This is a genomic window from Paenibacillus terrae HPL-003, from assembly GCF_000235585.1.
GTDB lineage: Bacteria > Bacillota > Bacilli > Paenibacillales > Paenibacillaceae > Paenibacillus > Paenibacillus terrae_B.
Map to the genome: position 1 here is coordinate 3,010,432 of NC_016641.1, position 21,623 is coordinate 3,032,054.

Consider the following 21,623-nt stretch of genomic DNA (forward strand, 5'->3'; position numbering starts at 1 on the left):
CAGAGTAGGACCAGAGTCGAAGAATACCTTACATGCAACCGAAAATAGAATGCCAAAGAACCTATCAGGAGAAAGTAGGACCTGACAGGTTCTTTTTTATCTGTAAATAGTTCTGATTTGGCAGTTCTGTGCGTATATTTCAGAAGAAAATCCGAAAATCCTTTAATTTTCTCGCCATAAGACGACAACATTGAAGGTATGTCTTCATATATAATAGTTTTGCTCATAACTATACATACATGGTTTGTGGGGATTCTCTTTCCGGTGACCAAGAATGATAAAGTGAGGTTAGTGCCGAATGAACAAGGAGACAGAATCAGGGATGGACAAGCCTCTTCTACGAAACAACGAACGGAAAGCAGATAAACCTGTCGTCCACTTGGACATCCGGGATATTTTGCTTCAATGTGGCATCACGATGCCGCATTGTCTACAGAGCGAAGCTGACGGAGCCAAGGACCGAAAGGATAAGAGCTTGTAAAATATCGGTTGCCGGCACTGCTTAAAATAGGAGTGAACCGGCTCCCACCCTTCTTTATTCCATCATTCGTTCCATGCGGACAAACGCGATAAAACGCTTGGCTTCTTCCTCAGACAAAGTTCGTCCATCAATGGTCAAATTAAAACGTTGCAGGATATCTTCATCGGACAGCTCCAGCTGGTCCACAAATTCCCTCACATCTGAATCCAAAATTGCTGCCGGACGGCTAGTGCGTCCTACCAAGTAATCAATGGATACCCCGAAAATGTCTGCAAGCTTGGTCAGTATCTCAAAATCTGGCTTGCGCCGGTTTTTTTCATAGTGAGAAAGAGCCGCCCGCGTAATTCCGAGGGATTGTGCTAGTTCCTCTTGTTTTAATCCCTTATATTCACGTAATTCAGCGATGCGGGTGCCATAATTCATCTGATATTCCTCCTGAATGCAAGGTTGAGAAAGAAAAAAAGCAATTTTACACTTGACAGGATACGTTTTGTATCATAAATTAGTTATGTAAGATACATAACGTATCAATATTTTATAGTTTTAACCCTATGTTGTCGTTCATATACTCTGGGAGGCCACCGATGGTTTAGCACTTGTGCTTATTCGCTGGCTAGACCTTCTATGCGCTATTATACAACATTTTACTATAGATTATAGGGTCATGCTATGTAGAGGATCAGTACAAGCGTCATTGCATCGAAAACAAGTCAATCAGAGAGGACTGGTCTTGTGCAGTTGAAAGAGTACATTCGTATGATCCGAAAAAGAATATGGTTGATTAGCGGTATCGTATTGTTGGTATGTGCTGTGGTGGGCGTGAAAAATGTATATTTTACCCCTCAGATTTATGAAGCGACAGCGAAGCTTATTATCAACCAGATGCCAAGGCCGGATCGTGCGGGTGTCGTCGATTACAGTGTTGTTCAAACGAATATAGCCTTAACGAACTCCTATAAGCAAATTATGATGTCCTCGGCAATTATGGACCAGGTGGTCGCCAGCTTTCCCGATCTCAAGGTCACTCCGTCAGCTCTGGCGCAAAAACTAAGAGTAAACACCGCAGGTGATTCACAGGTCATGGATTTAACAATCCGTGATTTATCGTATACGAAGGCTGTTAAAACCGTAAATGCGGTAGCCAAAGTATTCAAACGACAAATTCCCTCTATCATGAAAATGGACAACGTCACGATTCTAAGCGAAGCCAGTCTGACTGAACCTGCTGTTCCTGTGAACAGTAATCCCGCTATACAGATGTTTATTGCTTTTTCCGCCTCCTTGTTGCTGGGTATAGGCTTGGCGTTTTTGCTGGAAGTGCTGGACGATACCTTTAAAAATGAAGAGGATGTTGAAAAAGAACTCGGCTTGCCTACCCTGTCCCTGATTACGAAAATGAAAAAAGAAGACAGACGCTCCGACGGTTCAGCTACAACTCCCAAACAGGTAGGTGATGGACAATATGCCGCGATTAATCAATAACCAGCTCGTCACATCCCTGCATGCCCAATCTCCTGTTTCGGAGGAGTACCGTATGCTTCGCACGAACATTCAGTTTTCTTCTATAGATGAGCCGATTGAGGTTATGATGGTCGCATCAGCTCAGGCGGGTGAAGGCAGGACGGTCACCATTAGCAATTTGGCTGTAACGTATGCGCAAGAGGGGAAAAAGGTGCTGGTGATGGACATGGATTTGCGCCGCTCTTCCTTGCACCACATGTTCGGCTTGCGTAATCATACGGGTCTGACGCGTGTCCTTGCCAACCAGCAGCCATGGCAGGAAGTGGTTCAGGAAACCGGGATCGATCATCTGTATGCCATTACAGCCGGACCGACTCCGCCGAATCCGTCCGAAATGCTCAGTTCCCGCAGAATGAACGCTCTAATGGCTGAGCTGAAGGAGCATTATGATGTGATTTTAATGGATACTCCGCCGTTGCTGTCCTTTCCGGATGGCTTCATTATAAGCTCCATGTGTGACGGAGTGATTTTGGTGGTGCAGGCAGGGAAGGTCAAAAAGGATCTCGTTAAGAAAGCCAAAGCCAATTTGGAAAGAGTAAAGGCACGTATTTTGGGCGTGGTGCTCAACAACGTGAAACGGTCGGATACTCGTGCGGAGCGCGGCATGGAGGAACGTAACCTGATATGAACAGAAAGGAGGGAAATGGGAGTCAATAAAATTCTTTTAACAATGAATAAATAATACTTATTAATCTAAAATTGAGTCAATCGGAAATCGAGGTGATGAGCAGTGTCTTCTTCCCACTCGAACGAGGCCGAAGCTTTGAGTACATCAGTGGAAGTGTATTCGGCCGCTCATGGGCTTGAACGCCGGCAAGGATTGAGCGTATATCCGTTCGTGAAGCGAAATATGGACATCATGCTGTCGTTCATTGGATTAATCGTGCTGTGCCCGGTATTTCTGCTCGTGATTTTGCTGATTAAGCTGGAGGACCCGAGAGGAAGCGCGTTATTTTATCAAGTTCGTATTGGTAAAAATGAGCGGCCGTTTCGCATGATCAAATTTCGTTCCATGGTGTCCGACGCCGAGGACAGATTGTCCACGCTGCTGCTGGAAAATGAAATCGAAGGTGCAATGTTCAAAATGCGGGATGATCCACGCATCACCCGTATTGGGCGCTTTCTCCGCAGAACGAGTATTGATGAGCTGCCGCAACTGTTGAATGTACTACGTGGGCAGATGAGTCTGGTAGGGCCCAGACCCCCGCTGCCCAGAGAAGTTGATGATTATACGGTAAGAGATAAGCTGCGTCTGACGGTAACACCAGGCTGTACCGGCCTATGGCAGATCAGTGGTCGTAATCATCTGAGCTTTAACCAGATGGTAGAGCTGGATCTGGAATACATATCCAGGCGCAGTTTGCGCACGGATATCATCATCATGCTGAAAACGTTCAGGGTCCTATTGGGCTCCAACGATGCATATTAAATTCACTCCAACTGGAAGGGTAGGGGAAAGCATGGATCTTCATTCCAACATATATGTAGCAGGGCACAACGGACTGGTGGGTTCCGCCATTGTTCGGGCATTGAGCAAAGCAGGCTACCGTAACCTGATCACCCGCACAAGCAGCGAGCTGGATCTGCGCAACAAGGAGGCTGTAGACCACTTTTTCGAAACGGAGTCGGTGGACTATGTATTTTTGGCAGCAGCCAAGGTTGGTGGGATTCTGGCGAACAACGATTACCCGGCCGATTTTATCCGTGACAATCTGCTCATCCAGACGAATGTGATAGACGCGGCATACCGGACGAATATAAGCAAGCTGCTATTCCTTGGGTCCACCTGTATTTATCCCAAATTTGCCCCGCAGCCGCTGCGGGAGGAATACCTGCTCACAGGTGAGCTGGAGCCTACCAATGAAGCCTATGCTATTGCTAAAATCGCCGGGATTAAAATGTGCCAGTCCTACAACCGTCAATATGGAACCCGTTTTATTTCAGTGATGCCTACGAATTTGTACGGTCCAGGCGACAATTTTGATCTCCAGACCTCTCATGTGCTGCCTGCGCTCATCCGCAAGTTTCACGAAGCCAAGCAGAATCAGTCCCCGACGGTAGAAGTATGGGGCTCCGGCACACCGCGCCGTGAATTTCTTCATTCGGATGATTTGGCGGAAGCCTGTCTGTTCCTGATGAATAGCTATGAGGGAAATGAGATTGTGAACATCGGCGTTGGGGAGGATATTTCCATCCGGGAGCTGGCTGAACGGGTGAAGGAAGTAGTCGGTTATGAGGGAGAAATTACCTTCAACACGTCCGCTCCCGATGGCACACCGCGCAAACTGGTGGATGTGTCTCGGATTTCCGGGCTGGGCTGGTCGGCGCGCATTTCACTGGAAGAGGGATTAAGGTCTGTGTATCAGGCATTTCAAGGTCTGGATCTGGTTGAACAATAAAAAACGGTGGAGGAATAGGAATGAAAAAAGCGCTGATCACAGGGATTACCGGACAGGACGGATCTTATCTGGCCGAGTTGCTGCTGTCCAAAGATTATCAGGTGTACGGGGTACGCAGACGCACCAGTACGCCGAACTTTGAAAATGTGGCACATATCCAGAATGACATTCATTGGCTTTCTGGCGATATGACCGATCTGGCTTCGCTCATCGAAGCCGTGCGTCAGTCTGACCCGGATGAGGTCTATAACCTGGCTGCCCAATCCTTCGTCGCGGCCTCATGGCCGCAGCCCTTGGCTACTGGGCAGATTACAGCGCTATCCGTCACCAATATGCTGGAGGCAGTACGGATTGCCAAGCCGGACACGCGTTTTTATCAGGCGTCGAGCAGCGAGATGTTCGGCAAGGTGTTGGAGACGCCGCAGACAGAAACGACCCCATTTTACCCGCGCAGCCCTTACGGTGTCGCCAAAGTGTACGGTCATTGGATCACGGTGAATTACCGTGAAAGCTTTGATATGTTTGCATGCTCAGGCATTTTGTTCAATCATGAATCGCCCCGCCGCGGGCTGGAGTTTGTAACACGCAAAGTGACGGACGCTGTAGCCCGTATCAAGCTGGGTTTGCAGCAGGAGCTGCGCATGGGGAATCTGGATTCGCTGCGGGACTGGGGCTTTGCAGGGGATTACGTTAAGGCAATGTGGATGATGCTCCAGCAGGATCAACCGGATGATTACGTCATTTCCACGGGAGAAATGCATTCCGTCCGCGAACTGCTGCAAATTGCCTTTTCCCATGTAGGTCTGAACTATGAGGATTATGTCGTCATTGATCCTCAGTTCGTCCGTCCGGCCGAGGTAGATCTACTGCTCGGCGATTGCGCCAAAGCGAAGGAAAAGCTGGGCTGGCGAGTGGAAGTAGGCTTCGAACAGCTCATTCATATGATGGTGGATACAGACTTGGAGCGGGTAAAAAGGCAGGCTGCGGTCGAAGCTTCCGTCGTCGTGTAAGACATGGAGGGACCGCCCGCCGGCCGGGAGGTCTCTTCGCTGTACATTATTGTAGTCGCATCGGTAGAACAGCATGCTATGGAGCCGTGCGAAAGGCCATTTTTCAAGATGGAGTAGAGCTTATGACATTAGTCAAAAATCGCGCCAAACCGCGCAGAAGTCTGCTAGTGAATACGTCTTGGCTGTTCGGTGACAAGATGATCCGCATGGTGTTTGGGCTGGCGGTCAGCATTATCATGGCGAGAGTGCTCGGACCGGAGGAGCTGGGGAAGTGGAATTATGCGGAATCTTTTTTCGGGATGTTCCTGATTTTCACGACCCTTGGCTTTGATTCCATATTGGTGCGCGATCTCGTCAAGGACCCCAAGGATGAGCAGGAGTTATTGGGTACGGCGATTCTGCTGAAGTTGGCGGGTACTTTGGTAGCCATTGTCTTGTCATGCTCCTTCATTTCGCTGCTCAGGCCGGAGGATAGTTCCGTACGGTTGATCAATCTGATCTTGGCAACGGCCTCGGTGTTTCAGTTGTTTGATATCATCGACTACTGGTTCCGGGCGCAAATGCTGTCCAAATACACCGTCATCGCCAAGAACACAGCCTTTGTCCTCAGCTCTACCGTTAAAATCATTTTATTGCTGTCCGGTGTCCCAATCTGGGTGGTGGCGCTGTGCGCTCATGGCGAGTTTCTGCTGGGAAGTCTGATTCTGCTGTATTTCTTCCGTAAGGAAGGACGGCGCATGCACAAGTGGACGTTCAGCCTAACCACAGCACAACGGATCATGAATCACAGTTGGCCGCTTATTTTGTCATCCTCCGCTGTATATGTACAGGCACGGATCGACCAGGTCATTATCGGCGAGATGCTGGGGGATGCGGCGGTAGGGCAATACTCTGTTGCACTCCGTCTCATTGAAGTGCTGGGCTTCATCCCGGTCGTTCTTACCACGGCATATGCCCCGGTGGTGACCCGTTCCAAGATGAAAGGGAGCGACGAATACAGACAGACGTTGTCCAATGTGTATCGGCTGATGTTTATCTGCTTTCTTGTGACCTCAATCCCATTATTTTTTCTGTCCCAATGGGTGGTGGTCGTGCTGTATGGGCGGGAATTTACCGAGGCAGGCTCGTTGCTGTCGCTGTTTGCGATTCGTCTGTTTTTCACCAATTTCAGTGTTGCCAAAAGCTTGTTTATCACAAATGAAAATTTGTTCAAATATACACTTCTAACCTCGATCGTGGGCGCGGTGACGAACGTAGCTTTAAATTATGCGCTTATCCCGTTACTTGGTGTTCGAGGCTCGTTGGTGGCGACCATCTTGTCTTTTACGATATCTGTATTTCTATTGGATTTGCTGTTTAAGGAAGTCAAAGCCAATTTGGGCTGGATGATGAAGTCGATCCTGACCTTCTGGCGTGTTCATATTACAGTACCGAAAGTTGGAGAGAACAATCATGATACCCATTAAACCGTTTGTTCAGCATGAGGGACAATGTCCGCATTGTGGAGGTAAGGTACGGGGCGGAGAGGTGCTGTGGCAGGGAATTCATGTATGTATCAGCACTTGGTGTGAGGGCTGTGGACGTGAATATATCGAGGATATGCGGGTCGGTCATGCGACGTATTCACCCTATCGAGTAGAAATGCCTAACTATACACTAACCGGAGATGCGAAATCGAGAAAATGGCTCGGAGAGCCCTTGCGGCAAGCGTTGCTAAGTCCTTCCTATGATTTGGCGGTTGGCATGACTGTGCATCAAATGAAAGCCTTTGGGCGCGTCATCATCGTCAATACGATTGATTATTTGTATGGTCACGCTTTGCTTAAGCTGCTGAATGTGCAGCGGGAATACGAACAATCGCCGGAGCTGGGCATCGTCGTTATTGTGCAAAAATCGCTGGAGTGGATGGTTCCCGCATGTGTGGCTGAAATCTGGACAGTCGATGTGCCGTTCAGCAAGGCCCGCAACTTTTATCCGGTGCTGCATCATCGGATGATAGAGGAACTGGTACGTTTTGATGAGGTCTATGTCAGTCCGGCGTATTCACACCCTAGCCAGTTCGATATTGAGCAGTTTACGGGTGTCCCGCGTTATGAGGAGGGACGTGAGTCGGAGCCGCGCATTACCTTTGTATGGAGGGAAGACCGCTTGTGGAGCGGCAGCCATCATATAGCACGGGCAGTGCAGAAATTTCCGCAGCTCAAACGTTGGCTTAAACCGCTGATTTATCATCAGCGCCGCAAAATTATTCGGTTGTTCCGCAGGCTGCAGGAGTCCTTTCCGGATTACCGTTTTACGGTTGCCGGATTGGGTCGCACCGGGAACTTCCCGGCATGGATTACCGACGAACGTGTCGCACGCTTCGACCGGGAAAGTGAGCTACGGGTATGCGAGGTGTATGCAGCCAGCCGATTAGTGATCGGCATTCACGGGTCCAATATGCTGCTGCCCTCCGCACATGCCGGCATGACGATTGACTTGATGCCCAAGGATCGTTGGGGCAACTACGCGCAGGATATTTTATTTCATGAAACGGACCATCGGCTTACGGCCTACAAATATCGTTTTGTCCCGATGGAGTCGAGCGTGACATTGGTGGCGGATATGGCGGCTGCCCAGCTTAAAGGAGCAGACCATTTTAATATGCAGATGATGGAAGAAAAGCAGCGGCAGGGGGAGCATTCGATTTGGAGGGGGGAGGCCGCTTCAGGAAGGATTTGATCTTCCGATCGCTGTTGACGTGGGATTCCCTGAATGAATAAGCCCCTATAGGGGGCGGAATCCCACGTCAAAGGCGAACGCTGCCGCTTCTACAGATTCAAATCCTACCCTCCGCTACATCTCGCCGCCGCCAAAAGGAAGTTCCCCCTGCCCATAGGGTGGGGGAGGTAGAGCATCACGGCGATAGCTTCGCTCTATCGCCGCGAACTTCACGCCGGGCATGCATCCCGGCGCAGGATAACGACCCGTGGGCTAGGGCGCGATGACGGAGCACTGTGTTGGCTTTGATGCTGGAGTGCTGTCTGCCAGCATTAACTCAGACTGGCAACGGCTTGCCGTAATAAAGTCAGGCAGGGAACAGTCTGACAACATGGCACCCGCCCAACAGCTCCTATCTCCATATCGTGCTGGGCGTGCATTCGCCCGCGTAACCCGCGCGGCGGGGCACTTCATGCCCCAAGTTCCCTTTTTTAAATTAGGGTGACTTTATGGACACGGCGGTTAGCAGCGAAGCGGTCCATTTGAATCTGAAGAAGCGATAGCGTTCGCCTTTGCCACTGAATTTTAACCTTATTAAGTTTCTATAATCAAAAAAATTCAGTGGCAACAGCGATCGGAAGATCAAATGGAACGCGCAGCGTCCTTTTTCCGCCTCCCATAACTCACCCAATATGAAATGGCAGGAGCCTAATGATGATTCAAAAAATATTGTATCTTCGCAATTTTGCCAGCAAGGTGAACGGGGACTCATACAATTTGCAGGAAGTCGGTTTGGGCAAGGCACTCGTTCGGAAAGGCTTCGATTGCGACATTGTCTACTACAACGACCACAAGGAAACCCATCTGGAGCAGGTTTACCGTCACGAAGGCTGCACATTGCGCATCATCTGGCTCCACGGGTTTAAGTTCCTGAGTAACAGCATCTACAGGGATGTCCTCAATCATTCGTTTTTGGCTGCTTATGATTTGGTCATTTCCACAGAATACAACCAGATCATGACTTATCTGCTTTCCCGCAAATGTCCCGAAAAGCTGGTGCTGTATCACGGTCCGTACCGCGATAACACACATGCGCTGATCCGAAGATTGTACGATACCCTGCTACTGCCGAAGGTGGCAAAGTCTCTACGCTGTACCTTTGTCAAATCCGATCTTGCCAAGCGCTATCTGGAGGATAAAGGCTTTCACAACGTCGTCACCATCGGGGTCGGACTGGACCGGAGCAAAGTCGAGGGAAAGTTCAATAATGACAACAATGACAACAGCGGCAACGACAAAAGTGAAGGTCGTGAGGAAAACCGTGAGGTCGCAGGTGAGCTGAGGCGGCTCGGGGGCCGTCCCGTGCTACTGTATGTCGGCGTGCTGGAGGAGCGGAGAAATATACGTTTTATGCTAGGCGTGTTCAAAAAGGTACTTCAAAAGCATCCCAGTTGCCTTTTGTTAATCGTCGGGGATGGGCGTAAAGCGGATACGGACCGCTATTGGGCCTTTGCCCATGAGCTTGGGCTGACAGACAGTATTTTGCATTTTCCAAGAGTGGAGCAGCGGCATCTGTGGCAAATTTACGGAGCAGCGGATGCGATGCTGTTTCCGACTCATTACGATATTTTCGGTATGGTGCTGCTGGAAAGTATGCTGTTTCGCGTCCCGATTATCTCTTCGGTAAATGGCGGCTCGGTTACCTTGATCGAGGACGGGGTGAGCGGAGTGATCCTGAGAAGCTTTTCAGAGGAGGAATGGGTGAGTCGAGTCTCTGAATTGCTGGACAATGCTGAGCTGAGACAAAGTATGGCGGAGCAGGCATTTCTTACAGTCGAGCGTATGTCGTGGGATCGTATTGCGGAAGAAATGCTAAGTCACTCACGGATACAACCGATGCAGCTTATGCACCATCCCATGCAATCTACGCAGGAACGAGGGACCGCCACGTGAGCAAACAGATCAACATACAGACAGGGCCTCCAGTGCGTCCACAGGCTCCAAGCCTAGGCCATCATCAAGTTCAGGGAGAGGCCCCTCAGTCCGACATATCATCACCATTATCGGCTACAGCAAGCCATGTCCATCGACGTGAATATAACCAAAAAACGGTGGGCAAGGTGCTGGTCATCCACAACTTTTATCAGCAAAGCGGGGGAGAAGACAAGGTTGTTGAGCAGGAATTGGCTATGCTGCGCTCCAGAGGGATAGAGACGGAACATTATTATGTGCATAACGACAGCATCCAAAGCAAAGGGCTGGCTAACATGGCAAAGCTGGCGGTGGAGGCGGCTTGGTCCCTGCCGGAGTTCAAAAGAATCAAAAAGCTGCTTTTGCGGGTGAAGCCGGATGTGGTGCATGTGCATAACTTTTTTCCGGTTATTTCTCCTTCCGTCTATCATGCCTGTGAACGGCTGGGGATTCCGGTCGTCCAGACGCTGCATAATTACAGGCTGATTTGCCCGGCGGCGACCTTTATGCGTGGGAATGAGGTTTGTGAAAAATGCCTGCATGGCACGCTGCTGCATTCCATCCGTCACGGATGCTACCGGGGCTCACAGCTACAGACGATTCCGGTGGCGGCGATGATCAAGTTCAACAATCTGATTGGTACATGGCAGCACAAAGTAAGCCGATATATTGCGCTAACCGAGTTTGCGCGGGAGAAATTTGCTGAAAGTGGCATTCCACAGGATCGTATCGCGGTAAAGCCAAACTTTATCCAACGTAAAGAGGTGGAAGCCGTGTATGACCCGGATGATCGTTACTTGTTGTTTGTGGGGCGGATCTCAGCTGAAAAAGGAGTGCGGAATCTGCTGCAAGCCTGGACACAGGTGGAGGATCGGGGCGGCTTGAGACTGGTCATCATCGGGGATGGCCCGGAAAAGGCTGAACTGGCTGCCGCTTATCCGCAGGAGGACATTCGTTTTCTCGGCAAGCAGGATGGAGACACAGTGCTGGATTGCATGAGCCGGGCCATGTATGTCATGGTCCCTTCCATTTGGTATGAAGGCTTTCCCATGACCATCGTAGAGTCCTATTCCGTGGGAACCCCGGTGTTGTGCAGCCGAATCGGGGCGCTGGAGGAAGTGGTGGAGGATGGAGTGAGCGGGTTCCATTTTCAACATGATGATATGGAGCATATAAGTGCCGTAATCGGTCGTGCGACAGCCTATGAAAACTATCCAGCTATGAGGCAGAAGGTATCGGAAATATATGCTGCACGCTACACGGAAGAAGTGAATTACGAGCAACTGATGGCCATATACAGCGAGGCGATAGAGGAGCGTGATTATGAAGCAGCTGCCCCAGTATAGAATCGGAAGGATTGCGGACGCAGATATTGCGGCGCTTACGTTTCAGGAAACAGTACACACGGTGGAGCAATGGGCAGTCGGACGCAAGGACAGCTATGTATGTATCTGCAACACGCATTCCATTGTTACAGCCGGAAATCAATCCGAGTTCAATGAAGCACTTGCGCGTGCAGATTTGTGTACCCCGGATGGTATGCCGCTGGTATGGGCGCTCAAGCTGTACGGTTTTGAGCGTCAGGACCGGGTGGACGGCCCCAGTCTGATGCTCAAGCTGTGCGAACGCGCGCCGCAGACAGGATTAAGTATTTATTTTTACGGCAGCACGCCGGATACGCTGGACAGCTTGAAGGAAAGAGTGGAGCAGGACTACCCAGGAATCCGCATTGCGGGTGGCTTTTCGCCTCCATTTCGGGAGCTTCGGCCCGATGAGGAGGAGCAGATTATTCATGACGTTAATGCGTCAGGTGCGCATATCATCTTCGTCAGCTTGGGCTGTCCGAAGCAGGAAATATGGATGTATCGTAACAAAGACCGCATCCGTGGCGTGATGATTGGTGTAGGAGCGGCCTTTGACTATATCACCGGAAAGGTTCGCAGACCGCCGCTAATGATACAAAGGCTGGGGCTGGAGTGGCTGTACCGCCTGGTCAGCGAGCCGAAACGGTTATGGAAGAGATATGCCTATAACAATCCGGTGTATGTATACCGATTTCTCAAATCCTACCGGCGGAATAAACGGCTTACGCTCCATCATAATCGGCATTCAGGGAGAGGCGTAGAGAAGTGAAGCTGGTAAAAGCGTAATTCAGCGAGACAGTATGTAAAAGGGGGAGCCGCTTTGAAGCTATGTGTAATTGGTGCAGGGTATGTCGGACTGGTATCGGGAGTCTGTTTTGCCGCGCTCGGGAATACGGTCGTCTGTGTTGACCAGAATGAGGACAAAATTAGTCAGCTTCATGAAGGAAAAGTACCGATTTATGAGCCGGGCTTAAAAGGCTTGATCCAGGATAATGTCGAGCAGGGCCGCCTGACCTTTACAACAGATACCACATCTGCGGTAGAGGGAGCGGAGATTGTTATTTTGGCGGTCGGTACGCCTTCGTTGCCGGGCGGGGAAGCGAACTTGTCCTATATTGAAGGAGCCGCACGCCAAGTGGCAGACGCCATGAACGGCTACAAAGTAATTGTCACCAAAAGCACAGTGCCTGTCGGAACCAATGAGCGTATTCAAAGCCTGATCGCAAGTCGCACGAACTACTCTTTTGGCGTGGCTTCGGTTCCTGAGTTTTTACGCGAAGGCTCGGCGGTAGCAGATACGCTCCAGCCGGACCGTATCGTGATCGGGGCATCCGACCCTCATGTCGCCGCTGTGCTGTGTACGCTACATGAGCCGCTGACGACAAATATTTTGACCACAGATATCCGTTCGGCGGAGATGATCAAGTATGCGTCGAACGCTTTTTTGGCGACTAAAATTTCGTTTATTAATGAGATTGCGAATATTTGTGAAAAAGTGGGCGCAGACGTTACACGTGTGGCACACGGCATGGGGCTGGATCAGCGGATCGGTTCCTCTTTTCTGTCCGCAGGCATCGGCTATGGCGGATCTTGCTTTCCCAAGGATACACAGGCATTAATCCAGATTGCGGGCAACGTGGACTACGAATTCAAGCTGCTAAAATCCGTGGTGGAAGTGAATCAGGGGCAGCGCTTTAATGTAATTCGCAAGCTGGAAGAAGCGCTGGGTGATCTGGAAGGTGCCACGATTGGCATATGGGGGCTGGCGTTCAAGCCTAATACAGACGACGTAAGAGATGCCCCGGCACTGGATATTATGCAGTCGCTTCTGGAGGCGGGGGCGCAAATTCGCGCGTATGACCCGGTCGCTACCGCCAACTTCCGCAGATTGCTGGACAGTTCGGAAGTGACATGGGCGGATAGCGCACGGGAAGCGGCAGAAGGATGCGACGCGCTGTGTCTGCTGACGGAATGGGAGGAATTTGGTGAGGTGGGGCTGGGTGAGCTGAACGAGCTTATGAAGCATCCCATTATGATCGACGGACGCAATGTGTACAGTGAGCAGCAAATCAGACAGTCCGCCTTTGCATACTACTCTGTCGGCAGACCGCAGATGAACAATATGGATATGGATCGTTATCGGTCTGTCATGAACCCGTAAAGGGGAGGCTCTGTATGAAACGATGGCTGAAAATGACATTAGCGGCCGCTGCATTATTGATGGTAGGTGCTGGTGCTTACACCGCTTATGTATATCATTCCGTTCAAACGGCGGCAAATGCCATGTACCATCCGCGGAGTATCGTGCAGCCCGCCGCGATTTCTACCCTTGCAACAGGCGGAGCGGGACGCCCGGCAGTAACAAGCAATGGATCGGGTACACCCAATCCGGCGGCCATATCCCAATTCAAGCCGTTCACCGTGCTTGTGTTGGGGGTGGACCAGCGTCCCCATGATCGGGGGCGTTCGGATACGATGATCGTCCTGTCCGTTAATCCCGCCGAAGGCACTGTGTTGATGTTCAACATCCCGCGTGATACGCGAACGGAGCTGATCGGCAGGGGACGTGAGGATAAAATCAATCATGCCTTTGCCTTTGGCGGGGTGGACATGTCGATTCGTACGGTAGAGCATTTCTTGAATCATCCGATGGATTACTATGTGCAAATGAACATGGAAGGGTTTGCGAAAATGGTAGACCTTTTGGGGGGAGTCGCGGTTAACAATCCGCACGATTTTCAATATGAAGGACATCATTTTACACAGGGCAGCTTGAAACTGAACGGAACTGAGGCGTTGGCCTATGCCCGGATGCGTTTTGATGATCCGCGTGGGGATCTCGGGAGAAATGCCCGTCAGCGGGAACTGCTCAAGCAAATTGCCGCACAGGTGATCAGCAAGGAAGGGCTGTTAAAGGTAAAACCGATATTGCAGGCAGCGGGGGAGCAGATCCGTACAGATATTACCTTTGATGATATGACGACCTTCCTGACCCGGATCGGCCCGTCTTTACGGCAGACGGATATGGTTGAGTTGAAGGGCCATGGAACCAAAATCAACGGAGTGTATTATTACATCGTGGATGATCAGGAGCGCCAGCGTATCCGTGGACTGATGGAGAAGCATTTGCTTACCACGTCCATATCACCTTAGATTGGTCTAATGCAATCGGGTGGCTTGTAAGGAGGTCACCCGTTATTCTCTTCTATTCTCTTCTAAACCAGACTTGTCCCACATACATCTGTAGTATTCAGTAGAATGTGCAACTGAGGGGAGGGGCGATTTGTGCTGTTCAGAAGAAGAGCGGCTTCCGCGTTCGTCCGCAAGCTGCTTTATTTTGCATTGATATGTGGGCTGTTATGGCTACTGTGGCTGGGTCTGCGCGGGGTGATGTCTACGGGTGAAAGCGATCAGGTGCTAGAAGCGCTGAATAAGTTCTATACGATGGAGCAAGCAGGTAATTTCGGAGGCTCCTGGGAGATTTTTCATTCACAAATGAAGAAGAGATTTGAAAAATCCACGTATGTCCAGCAGCGGGCGCACGTGTTTATGCAGGATATGGGGATAGATACGTTCACGTTCGAGCTGAGCGAGCCGCAGGCTGAATATGATATTCGCACAGAGCAGAGTGGGGACGAGCTGGGAAAGGCGTATCGCATTACGGTTACCCAGCATTACAAGACCCGGTTCGGCGCTTTTGATATCGTACAGCCTTGTTATGTGACGCAGGAAGGTGAAGAGTGGCGGGTGCTCTGGATATATGAGGATAAGGAATAGATAGGCACGGTGTTTCCAATAGGTTAAATATGGTACAATACTTCCAAAACCGGAAATGAACAGCAAAATAGAAAAGAGCTTCACTCCGGATGGAAGGAGTTTCATAAGATGCAGCAAGTGACAGGACAGCTTCCCGTCATACGTATGGAGGGTGTGAGTAAAATCATTTCCTCAAAAGCGATTGTGGACGATCTGACGCTGGAGGTTCCAGCGGGGCAGGTATTTGGTTTCCTCGGACCGAACGGTGCGGGAAAAACAACCACCATCCGTATGATGGTTGGCTTGATTTCGATCAGCAAAGGCGATATCCATATTTGTGGAGACAGCATCAAAACCGATTTTGAAAAGGCAGTTTCCCACGTCGGTGCGATTGTCGAGAACCCGGAAATGTACAAGTTTCTGACCGGCTATCAAAATTTGCAGCATTTTGCGAGAATGTCACCGGGGGTGACCAGGGAGCGCATGGATGAGGCGATCCGCTTGGTAGGACTCGGAAACCGGATTCACGATAAAGTCAAAACCTACTCGCTCGGAATGCGGCAGAGACTCGGGGTAGCACAGGCGATCTTGCATCGGCCGAAGCTGCTTGTGCTGGACGAGCCGACCAACGGATTAGACCCGCAGGGTATCCGCGAACTGCGGGATTATTTGCGGCAGTTGAGCCGGAGCGAGGGAATTACAGTATTCGTATCGAGTCATTTGTTGTCCGAAATGGAGCTGATGTGCGACCGTGTCGCCATTATCCAAAGCGGACGGCTGATTGACATCAAGCAGTTGAAGAGCACAGGTGGAGAACCGCAAACGGCGGAAATGGCTTTTGAAGTGAATGATGCCCAGCAAGCCTATGCGCTTGCCGGTGCAGGGCGCATCGAAGGCAACCAACTGCTGCTGCATCTGGAACGGGAGCAAATAGCAGAGATGAACAGCCTTCTGGCTGCAAACGGAGTCAAGGTATATGCGATTCGCCCGGTGGCCCGTACGTTGGAAGATCAATTTTTGGAAGTGACGGGAGGCGGGTCCATTGGCTGACTTCTTCAAGCTGGTACATAACGAAAATCTTAAAATTTACTTGCGTGTACGTACGTGGATTATGCTAGGGCTACTGGCGGTCATTACGGCTGTGATTCCGATGCTGATTGCCCTTGTTTCCGATCAGGTCAGTGTGTGGGATGGTATCGTATTGACGGCGATGTTTACATTTTTTCTCAATACGACCTTTACAGTCATTGTAGCGGCTGATTCGGTGGCGGGTGAATTTACATGGGGAACCATCAAGCTGCTGCTTATCCGCCCCTGGACCCGCAGCAAAATTCTGTTGTCCAAATATATATCGGTCATTTTGTTCAGTCTTCTCGGAACGTTCATTTTAATAGCGATGGTTACGCTGTCCTCTTGGTTGATGTTATCCAAAGATGCACCAGCTGGTTCAATTTCACCGTTCAGTGATCCGATATCTTATGTAACACTGAATTTCTTGTACAGCTATATCGCTCTATTTGTGACTATGGCCTTTGCTTTTATGCTGTCCGCTGTTTTTCGTTCCAGCGCGTTGGCGATCGGCCTGTCTCTGTTCATGATGTTCACCAAAACGATCTATAATTCAATCGGTTTGTTTAGTACAGACCGCTATGAATGGACCAAATACGTGCTGTTTACGCATATGGACCTGAAAAAATATCTCGATATGCCTCTGGGTACGGTAAGTTCTGGTCTGACCTTTTCGCTCACCGTGTTGGCCGCCTATTATGTAGTTTTTATCGCAATTGCCTGGGTGGTTTTTGTAAAACGGGATGTTTCAACCTAAACCCGATTATTTGATTCGAGCTGATTTTTATAACATGAGGATTTTACCATATCCTGAAAGCAGCAAAAAGGACGTGTTAAATGGCTACCCATTTGCACGTCCTTTTTGCGCTGTTTTGGCGCTGTATTTATACAATTACCGCTAAAGATTCTGCGTGCCGGGGTATATTGCAACCTATTTTCAGCAAGAATCAATCAGTAGTGTCGGTTTGCGTTTAAAGAGGTAGAGAGAAACTTTTATATTCAATCCCATCGTATCCTGGTCAGCTTGCTGGTTGTACCATTGAGCCAATGGCGGCATAATCAATTTGAGACAAGTGCAACATGCTGAAGAATAGGATGGAGTAAATGGAATTATCCCGTCTCTGATTGCAGGGCTGCTTGACTGGTATCCCTGTCTTTGCGAGTACCGGATTGTGTTTCAAGATCAGAATCGTCAGTTGAAGCAGACGGTTCTGTGTCTTCCGTTCGGATCATCTGACTCGTACCGTCCAGTACGCCGCCTTCGGAGATGACCAGCGCGGCGGCGGCTACCTTGCCGTACAGTTCGCCCGAAGGCGTGATCGTCAGCCGTCCCTCTGTGGTGATGCTGCCGAATACCTTGCCGGCAAGGATGACGTCTCGTGCGATGATATCCGAACGCACGACAGCAGATTCCCCGATCACGACGGCGCGAGTGCTGCGGATATCGCCCTGAAAATGGCCATCAATTCGAATATTGGCCTCAGCCTCAATCGTACCTTCAAAGCTGGTGCCGTTAGCCAGCAGTGTATCGGTCGCAGGAGCAGACAGTTTTTTTTTGGAGTCCTTGAACATGTTGTTTTCCTCCAATCCTTTATTGTACATACAGTAACGGATCGACAGGCTGACTATGCTTGACGATCTGAAAATGAAGATGAGGCCCCGTGCTTCTTCCCGTACTTCCCAGAAGGCCGATGGTCTGTCCTTTACGGACACGATCTCCCGGAGTCACCTGCATACCGCTCAGGTGCATATACCAGCTCTGAAGCCCGTCAGGATGCTGGATGATAATACACTTGCCACGCGCCCCGCTGGAGGCAGCCTCCAGCACGGTGCCCGCTCCTGCGGCATAGACGGGATCACCCGTTTGTCCGGCAATATCCATGCCCGAATGGAAAGCCGACTTGCCCGTAAACGGATCGCTGCGATAGCCGAAGCTGGAGGTCATCCGGCGTGAACTGACAGGCCAGGCCGAAGGCTTGCCCTGTTCGGCAAGCTCCAGTCTGCGGGTCTGGAGCAACTGTGCGGCTTGCTTCTGCTCAAGGTTCTGCTGTACGGCGTTCGCCTGCTGAATAGAGCGGGGAACCGTGCGTTCTACCGTGTCCAGCAGGGATTCGATTTCCTGAAAATCATCCATGGCTTGACGAGTAAGCATGGCTGTATTTTCATGTACTGTAATCAATTCGCCCCCGGTATAGCCGGAGGCATCCCAGGAGAGTGGGGTCATGGACGCTTTGTTGCTACTGGTGGCAGAGGACTTTCCGTATTTACGGATAAATTGCTGCATTTGCTGCTCCAGTTCCGTTACACGCTGGAGGCGTTCGCGAATACTGGTGGCCTGATTCGTCAGCTCCATGACTTCGCGGCGCAGTCGCCCGATTGCCGCATCCTTGTCCGCTACCGTAACCTCCATCTGCAAGCTCTGGACAGCAAGATTCGTTTCCATTTGGGAGATAATATGGGAAGAACGGATTTGCAGCCCGATCACGAGTGTAGAGATGGACGCGATCACAAGGGTCGGGACGAGAATGACAGCGGCTGTAGAGCATTGTAGCTGCTTGGGTGGTTGCTGTGCATCTCGAATGACGAGTAAGGTCATCCGGCGATTTAGGCTTCCTTTTTTCATAATCGCTCCTTTCCGGACATCGCTCCTATAGTGCTTGGTTACTATCTATTCAGCTTAAGGGGCAAACATGCCAAAAAAATTGGAGCTTGGTATAAAACATAGATATATAAGGAGGCTTAAACATGCTGTGGTTACTGTTGGTTTTAATTGTTTTTATCTTTCAGACCGGGACGATTTTGCTATTTGAATTTCGCAAGCCGTCCAAGGCGGTAGCCTGGCTATTTATTTTGTTCTGCTTCCCGCTCATTGGTTTTGTCGTGTACTACTTTGTTGCACAGGATTATAAGAAGCGCAAAATGGTGCGAAAAGGAGGTTCACAGCTGTTTCGTGAATTCCGCGAGCGTCTGTGGTCACAATCAAGGGTGATTGAGAATGTGGAACAAATGCATAATCCTCATTTCAAGCACCAGGAGCGTCTCTTTAACCAGCTAATCCGTATGTCGGAAAATCCGTTGACCGGCTGCAATCGCACACGTGTGCTAACGAATGGGAAGGAGACCTTCGAGGCGATGCTGACAGCGATGGAACGGGCGCAGCATCATATCCATGTGGAGTTTTATATATTTCGGGCGGACGACATCGGTACCCAGTTTCAGGAGGTCATGATCCGCAAGGCGCGTGAGGGTGTGAAAGTTCGATTCGTTGTGGACGGTGTGGGGAGCTACAATCTGCCCTATTCTTTTATTCGTGCCTGTAGTGAGGCAGGTGTAGAGTTTCATTATTTTCTGCCCCCGTTTTTCGCGACGCTGGATCGCCGGATTAACTACCGTAACCACCGTAAAATCGTAGTGGTGGACGGACTGATTGGGTTTGTTGGAGGAATCAATGTGGGCGACGATTACCTCGGTAAATACCCCAAGGTGGGATTTTGGCGGGATACGCATTTGCAGATTGAAGGAGATAGCGTCTATTTTCTGCAAAATGCTTTTTTGAGCGACTGGAAGCTGGCCTCCGGGGAACGGATGATGGATGAGAATTTATTTCCGCCCCATACCTGTGAAGGAGATGAGGAAGTACAGATTTTGAGCAGCGGTCCCGATCGGGTATGGGATACGATTCAGGAAATGTGCTTTGGTGCGCTGGCGGTTGCCAAGAAGCGAATCTGGATTACCACCCCGTATTTTATTCCTGATCCGGGGATTTATCAGGCGCTCAAGCTGGCGGCGGTCAGCGGCGTAGATGTGCGAATTATTATTCCATACCAATCGGATTCAAAGCTGGTGCATCTGGCGTCCCTGTCCTATGTGCAGGAGCTGCTGGAGGCGGGCGTGAAGTTCTATCAATACCGTAAAGGATTTATTCACGCTAAAGTCATCATTGTGGATGATTTGCTCGGCTCGGTCGGGACCGCCAATATGGACATGCGCAGCTTTTTCTATAATTTTGAGTTGACGGCTGTACTCTTTGCCCGGTCAGCGCTGAAACACCTTTCGGCCGATTTTGAAGAGGACCTGTCCAACTCCTCGCACATCGATTTAAAGGTGTTCCGCAGGCGACCACGATTACAGAAAACAGCTGAAATTCTGGCTCGCATGCTCTCTCCGCTCCTTTAAAGGCGGTTTTCGCCGTTTTTATCAATATAATCCCGCTTTATTGAGATTTATGTGCTTTTTGCTAACTTTTTTGCTCAAAATCACAGTTTTATGATATACTATTCATATAAATATCGCGGTAAAAAAAGGGGACTGCGGATCGCAGCCCCTTTTTCGGTCCAATAATACCATACTGTAACGGGGGGATTTATATATGAGTGTAGTGAGCAAGGAAGTCCAAAATCTGTCTGAGATCACAGATGTGACCGGAGAGTTGACCAAGATCAGCAAAATTCCAGCCAATCCTAAAAATAAAGCAAAACGCCTGTTTCAGCGTGCGGCCATGATTATTTTCGGTGCGGCGCTTATGGCAGTGGGCCTCGAAATATTCCTGGTTCCTAACGGCGTTATCGACGGTGGGGTCACAGGTATTTCCATTATGGCCTCCAAGATTACTGGCTACCCGCTCGGTATTTTCCTGACCCTGTTGAACCTTCCCTTTTTGGTTATCGGCTACAAGCAAATCGGTAAAACCTTCGCTTTATCCACATTATTCGGCATTATCGTAATGTCCATCGGAACCGCGTTACTTCACAATGTAAGTGCGTTGACCCCTGGCGAACCACTGCTCGGCGCTATCTTTGGCGGTGTCATTCTCGGCGTTGGGGTAGGACTCGTTATCCGGTCCGGCGGCTCGCTGGATGGAACAGAGATCGTAGCTATTCTCGTCAGTGAAAAAACTCCTTTTTCGGTCGGTGAGATCGTACTTTTCGTTAACATCTTCATTCTGGGCAGCGCAGGCTTTGTATTTGGTTGGCCGAATGCCCTGTACTCCATGATTGCTTATTATATTGCGATGAAAATGATTGATATTACCATCGAAGGTCTGGATCAGTCCAAATCGGTCTGGATTATTAGTGAAAAATACCGCGACATCGGGGATGCCCTGACAGACCGTCTTGGACGGGGCGTAACCTATCTGGAAGGTGAGGGCGGCTTTACAGGCGAAAGCAAGAAAGTCATTTTCGTCGTCATCACCCGTCTGGAAGAAGCGAAGCTGAAGAACATCGTTGAAGATTGGGACCCGCATGCCTTTGTGGCAATTGGTAACATTCATGATGTGAAGGGCGGACGCTTTAAGAAAAAAGGAATACACTAGCGCAAGGGGACAATTCCTCGGCCGATTTTACGGCTGTGG

The 21,623-nt window shown here is 50.0% G+C and carries 21 protein-coding genes; 18 read left to right on the forward strand and 3 right to left on the reverse strand.

Going from position 1 to position 21,623, the window contains the following annotated elements; translation table 11 throughout:
- Window positions 1–298: 298 nt before the first annotated feature.
- The gene (locus tag HPL003_RS13685; protein ID WP_043922395.1) at window positions 299–481 is read left to right on the forward strand and encodes a hypothetical protein; all 183 of its coding nucleotides are present in this window, start codon (window positions 299–301) and stop codon (window positions 479–481) included.
- Window positions 482–535: 54 nt separating this feature from the next.
- On the opposite strand, the gene HPL003_RS13690 is transcribed toward HPL003_RS13685, so the two are convergent.
- Entirely contained in the window at window positions 536–904 is a 369-nt protein-coding gene (locus tag HPL003_RS13690; RefSeq protein WP_014280268.1) for a helix-turn-helix domain-containing protein, read from the reverse strand.
- Between the two features lie 309 nt (window positions 905–1,213).
- On the opposite strand from HPL003_RS13690, the gene HPL003_RS13695 reads away from it, so the two are divergent.
- The 15 genes from HPL003_RS13695 (at window position 1,214) to HPL003_RS13765 (ending at window position 17,027) form a co-directional block, all read left to right on the forward strand.
- Complete coding sequence (locus HPL003_RS13695) at window positions 1,214–1,963, forward strand: YveK family protein (RefSeq protein ID WP_014280269.1); 750 nt, start codon at window positions 1,214–1,216, stop codon at window positions 1,961–1,963.
- The gene (locus tag HPL003_RS13700) at window positions 1,944–2,630 is read left to right on the forward strand and encodes a CpsD/CapB family tyrosine-protein kinase (RefSeq protein WP_043922396.1); all 687 of its coding nucleotides are present in this window, start codon (window positions 1,944–1,946) and stop codon (window positions 2,628–2,630) included. Before HPL003_RS13695 ends, HPL003_RS13700 begins: the two co-directional genes overlap by 20 nt.
- Window positions 2,631–2,732: 102 nt before the next feature.
- Entirely contained in the window at window positions 2,733–3,431 is a 699-nt protein-coding gene (locus HPL003_RS13705) for a sugar transferase (protein ID WP_043922397.1), read from the forward strand.
- 31 nt (window positions 3,432–3,462) lie between these two features.
- Window positions 3,463–4,401, forward strand: a complete 939-nt coding sequence (gene fcl, locus HPL003_RS13710) for a GDP-L-fucose synthase (RefSeq protein WP_014280272.1) — start codon at window positions 3,463–3,465, stop codon at window positions 4,399–4,401.
- A gap of 20 nt (window positions 4,402–4,421) precedes the next feature.
- The gene (gene gmd, locus HPL003_RS13715; protein WP_014280273.1) at window positions 4,422–5,411 is read left to right on the forward strand and encodes a GDP-mannose 4,6-dehydratase; all 990 of its coding nucleotides are present in this window, start codon (window positions 4,422–4,424) and stop codon (window positions 5,409–5,411) included.
- 122 nt (window positions 5,412–5,533) lie between these two features.
- Window positions 5,534–6,877 (forward strand): flippase, encoded by a 1,344-nt coding sequence (locus HPL003_RS13720; protein WP_014280274.1) that lies wholly within the window; start codon window positions 5,534–5,536, stop codon window positions 6,875–6,877.
- Complete coding sequence (locus tag HPL003_RS13725) at window positions 6,864–8,132, forward strand: hypothetical protein (RefSeq protein ID WP_014280275.1); 1,269 nt, start codon at window positions 6,864–6,866, stop codon at window positions 8,130–8,132. The genes HPL003_RS13720 and HPL003_RS13725 overlap by 14 nt, the downstream gene beginning before the upstream one ends.
- A 693-nt stretch (window positions 8,133–8,825) precedes the next feature.
- The gene (locus HPL003_RS13730; RefSeq protein ID WP_014280276.1) at window positions 8,826–10,064 is read left to right on the forward strand and encodes a glycosyltransferase family 4 protein; all 1,239 of its coding nucleotides are present in this window, start codon (window positions 8,826–8,828) and stop codon (window positions 10,062–10,064) included.
- Between the two features lie 158 nt (window positions 10,065–10,222).
- Window positions 10,223–11,428, forward strand: a complete 1,206-nt coding sequence (locus HPL003_RS13735) for a glycosyltransferase (protein ID WP_043922688.1) — start codon at window positions 10,223–10,225, stop codon at window positions 11,426–11,428.
- Window positions 11,406–12,215 carry a WecB/TagA/CpsF family glycosyltransferase gene (locus HPL003_RS13740; protein WP_014280278.1) on the forward strand — a complete coding sequence of 270 codons (810 nt, stop codon included), beginning with the start codon at window positions 11,406–11,408 and terminating at the stop codon, window positions 12,213–12,215. The genes HPL003_RS13735 and HPL003_RS13740 overlap by 23 nt, the downstream gene beginning before the upstream one ends.
- Window positions 12,216–12,266: 51 nt before the next feature.
- A complete protein-coding gene (locus tag HPL003_RS13745; protein ID WP_014280279.1) occupies window positions 12,267–13,607 on the forward strand; it encodes a UDP-glucose dehydrogenase family protein in 1,341 nt (446 codons plus the stop codon).
- Window positions 13,608–13,621: 14 nt separating this feature from the next.
- The gene (locus HPL003_RS13750; protein ID WP_014280280.1) at window positions 13,622–14,599 is read left to right on the forward strand and encodes an LCP family glycopolymer transferase; all 978 of its coding nucleotides are present in this window, start codon (window positions 13,622–13,624) and stop codon (window positions 14,597–14,599) included.
- A gap of 132 nt (window positions 14,600–14,731) precedes the next feature.
- Entirely contained in the window at window positions 14,732–15,223 is a 492-nt protein-coding gene (locus HPL003_RS13755; RefSeq protein WP_014280281.1) for a hypothetical protein, read from the forward strand.
- A 108-nt stretch (window positions 15,224–15,331) separates the two neighbouring features.
- Entirely contained in the window at window positions 15,332–16,252 is a 921-nt protein-coding gene (locus tag HPL003_RS13760) for an ABC transporter ATP-binding protein (RefSeq protein WP_014280282.1), read from the forward strand.
- Window positions 16,245–17,027, forward strand: coding sequence for an ABC transporter permease (locus HPL003_RS13765; protein WP_014280283.1), 783 nt, complete (start codon window positions 16,245–16,247; stop codon window positions 17,025–17,027). The genes HPL003_RS13760 and HPL003_RS13765 overlap by 8 nt, the downstream gene beginning before the upstream one ends.
- A gap of 353 nt (window positions 17,028–17,380) precedes the next feature.
- Here the strand turns inward: HPL003_RS13765 and HPL003_RS13770 are convergent, their stop codons facing one another.
- A complete protein-coding gene (locus tag HPL003_RS13770) occupies window positions 17,381–17,842 on the reverse strand; it encodes a bactofilin family protein (RefSeq protein WP_014280284.1) in 462 nt (153 codons plus the stop codon).
- Window positions 17,843–17,861: 19 nt separating this feature from the next.
- Window positions 17,862–18,893, reverse strand: a complete 1,032-nt coding sequence (locus tag HPL003_RS13775; RefSeq protein WP_043922398.1) for a M23 family metallopeptidase — start codon at window positions 18,891–18,893, stop codon at window positions 17,862–17,864.
- Between the two features lie 122 nt (window positions 18,894–19,015).
- Here HPL003_RS13775 and cls point away from each other — a divergent pair, with 122 nt between their 5' ends.
- Together cls and HPL003_RS13785 are read left to right on the forward strand one after the other, a co-directional pair.
- Complete coding sequence (gene cls, locus HPL003_RS13780; protein ID WP_014280286.1) at window positions 19,016–20,446, forward strand: cardiolipin synthase; 1,431 nt, start codon at window positions 19,016–19,018, stop codon at window positions 20,444–20,446.
- A gap of 193 nt (window positions 20,447–20,639) precedes the next feature.
- On the forward strand, window positions 20,640–21,584 hold the full coding sequence (locus HPL003_RS13785; RefSeq protein ID WP_014280287.1) for a YitT family protein: 945 nt from the start codon (window positions 20,640–20,642) through the stop codon (window positions 21,582–21,584).
- The last annotated feature ends 39 nt before the right edge of the window (window positions 21,585–21,623 follow it).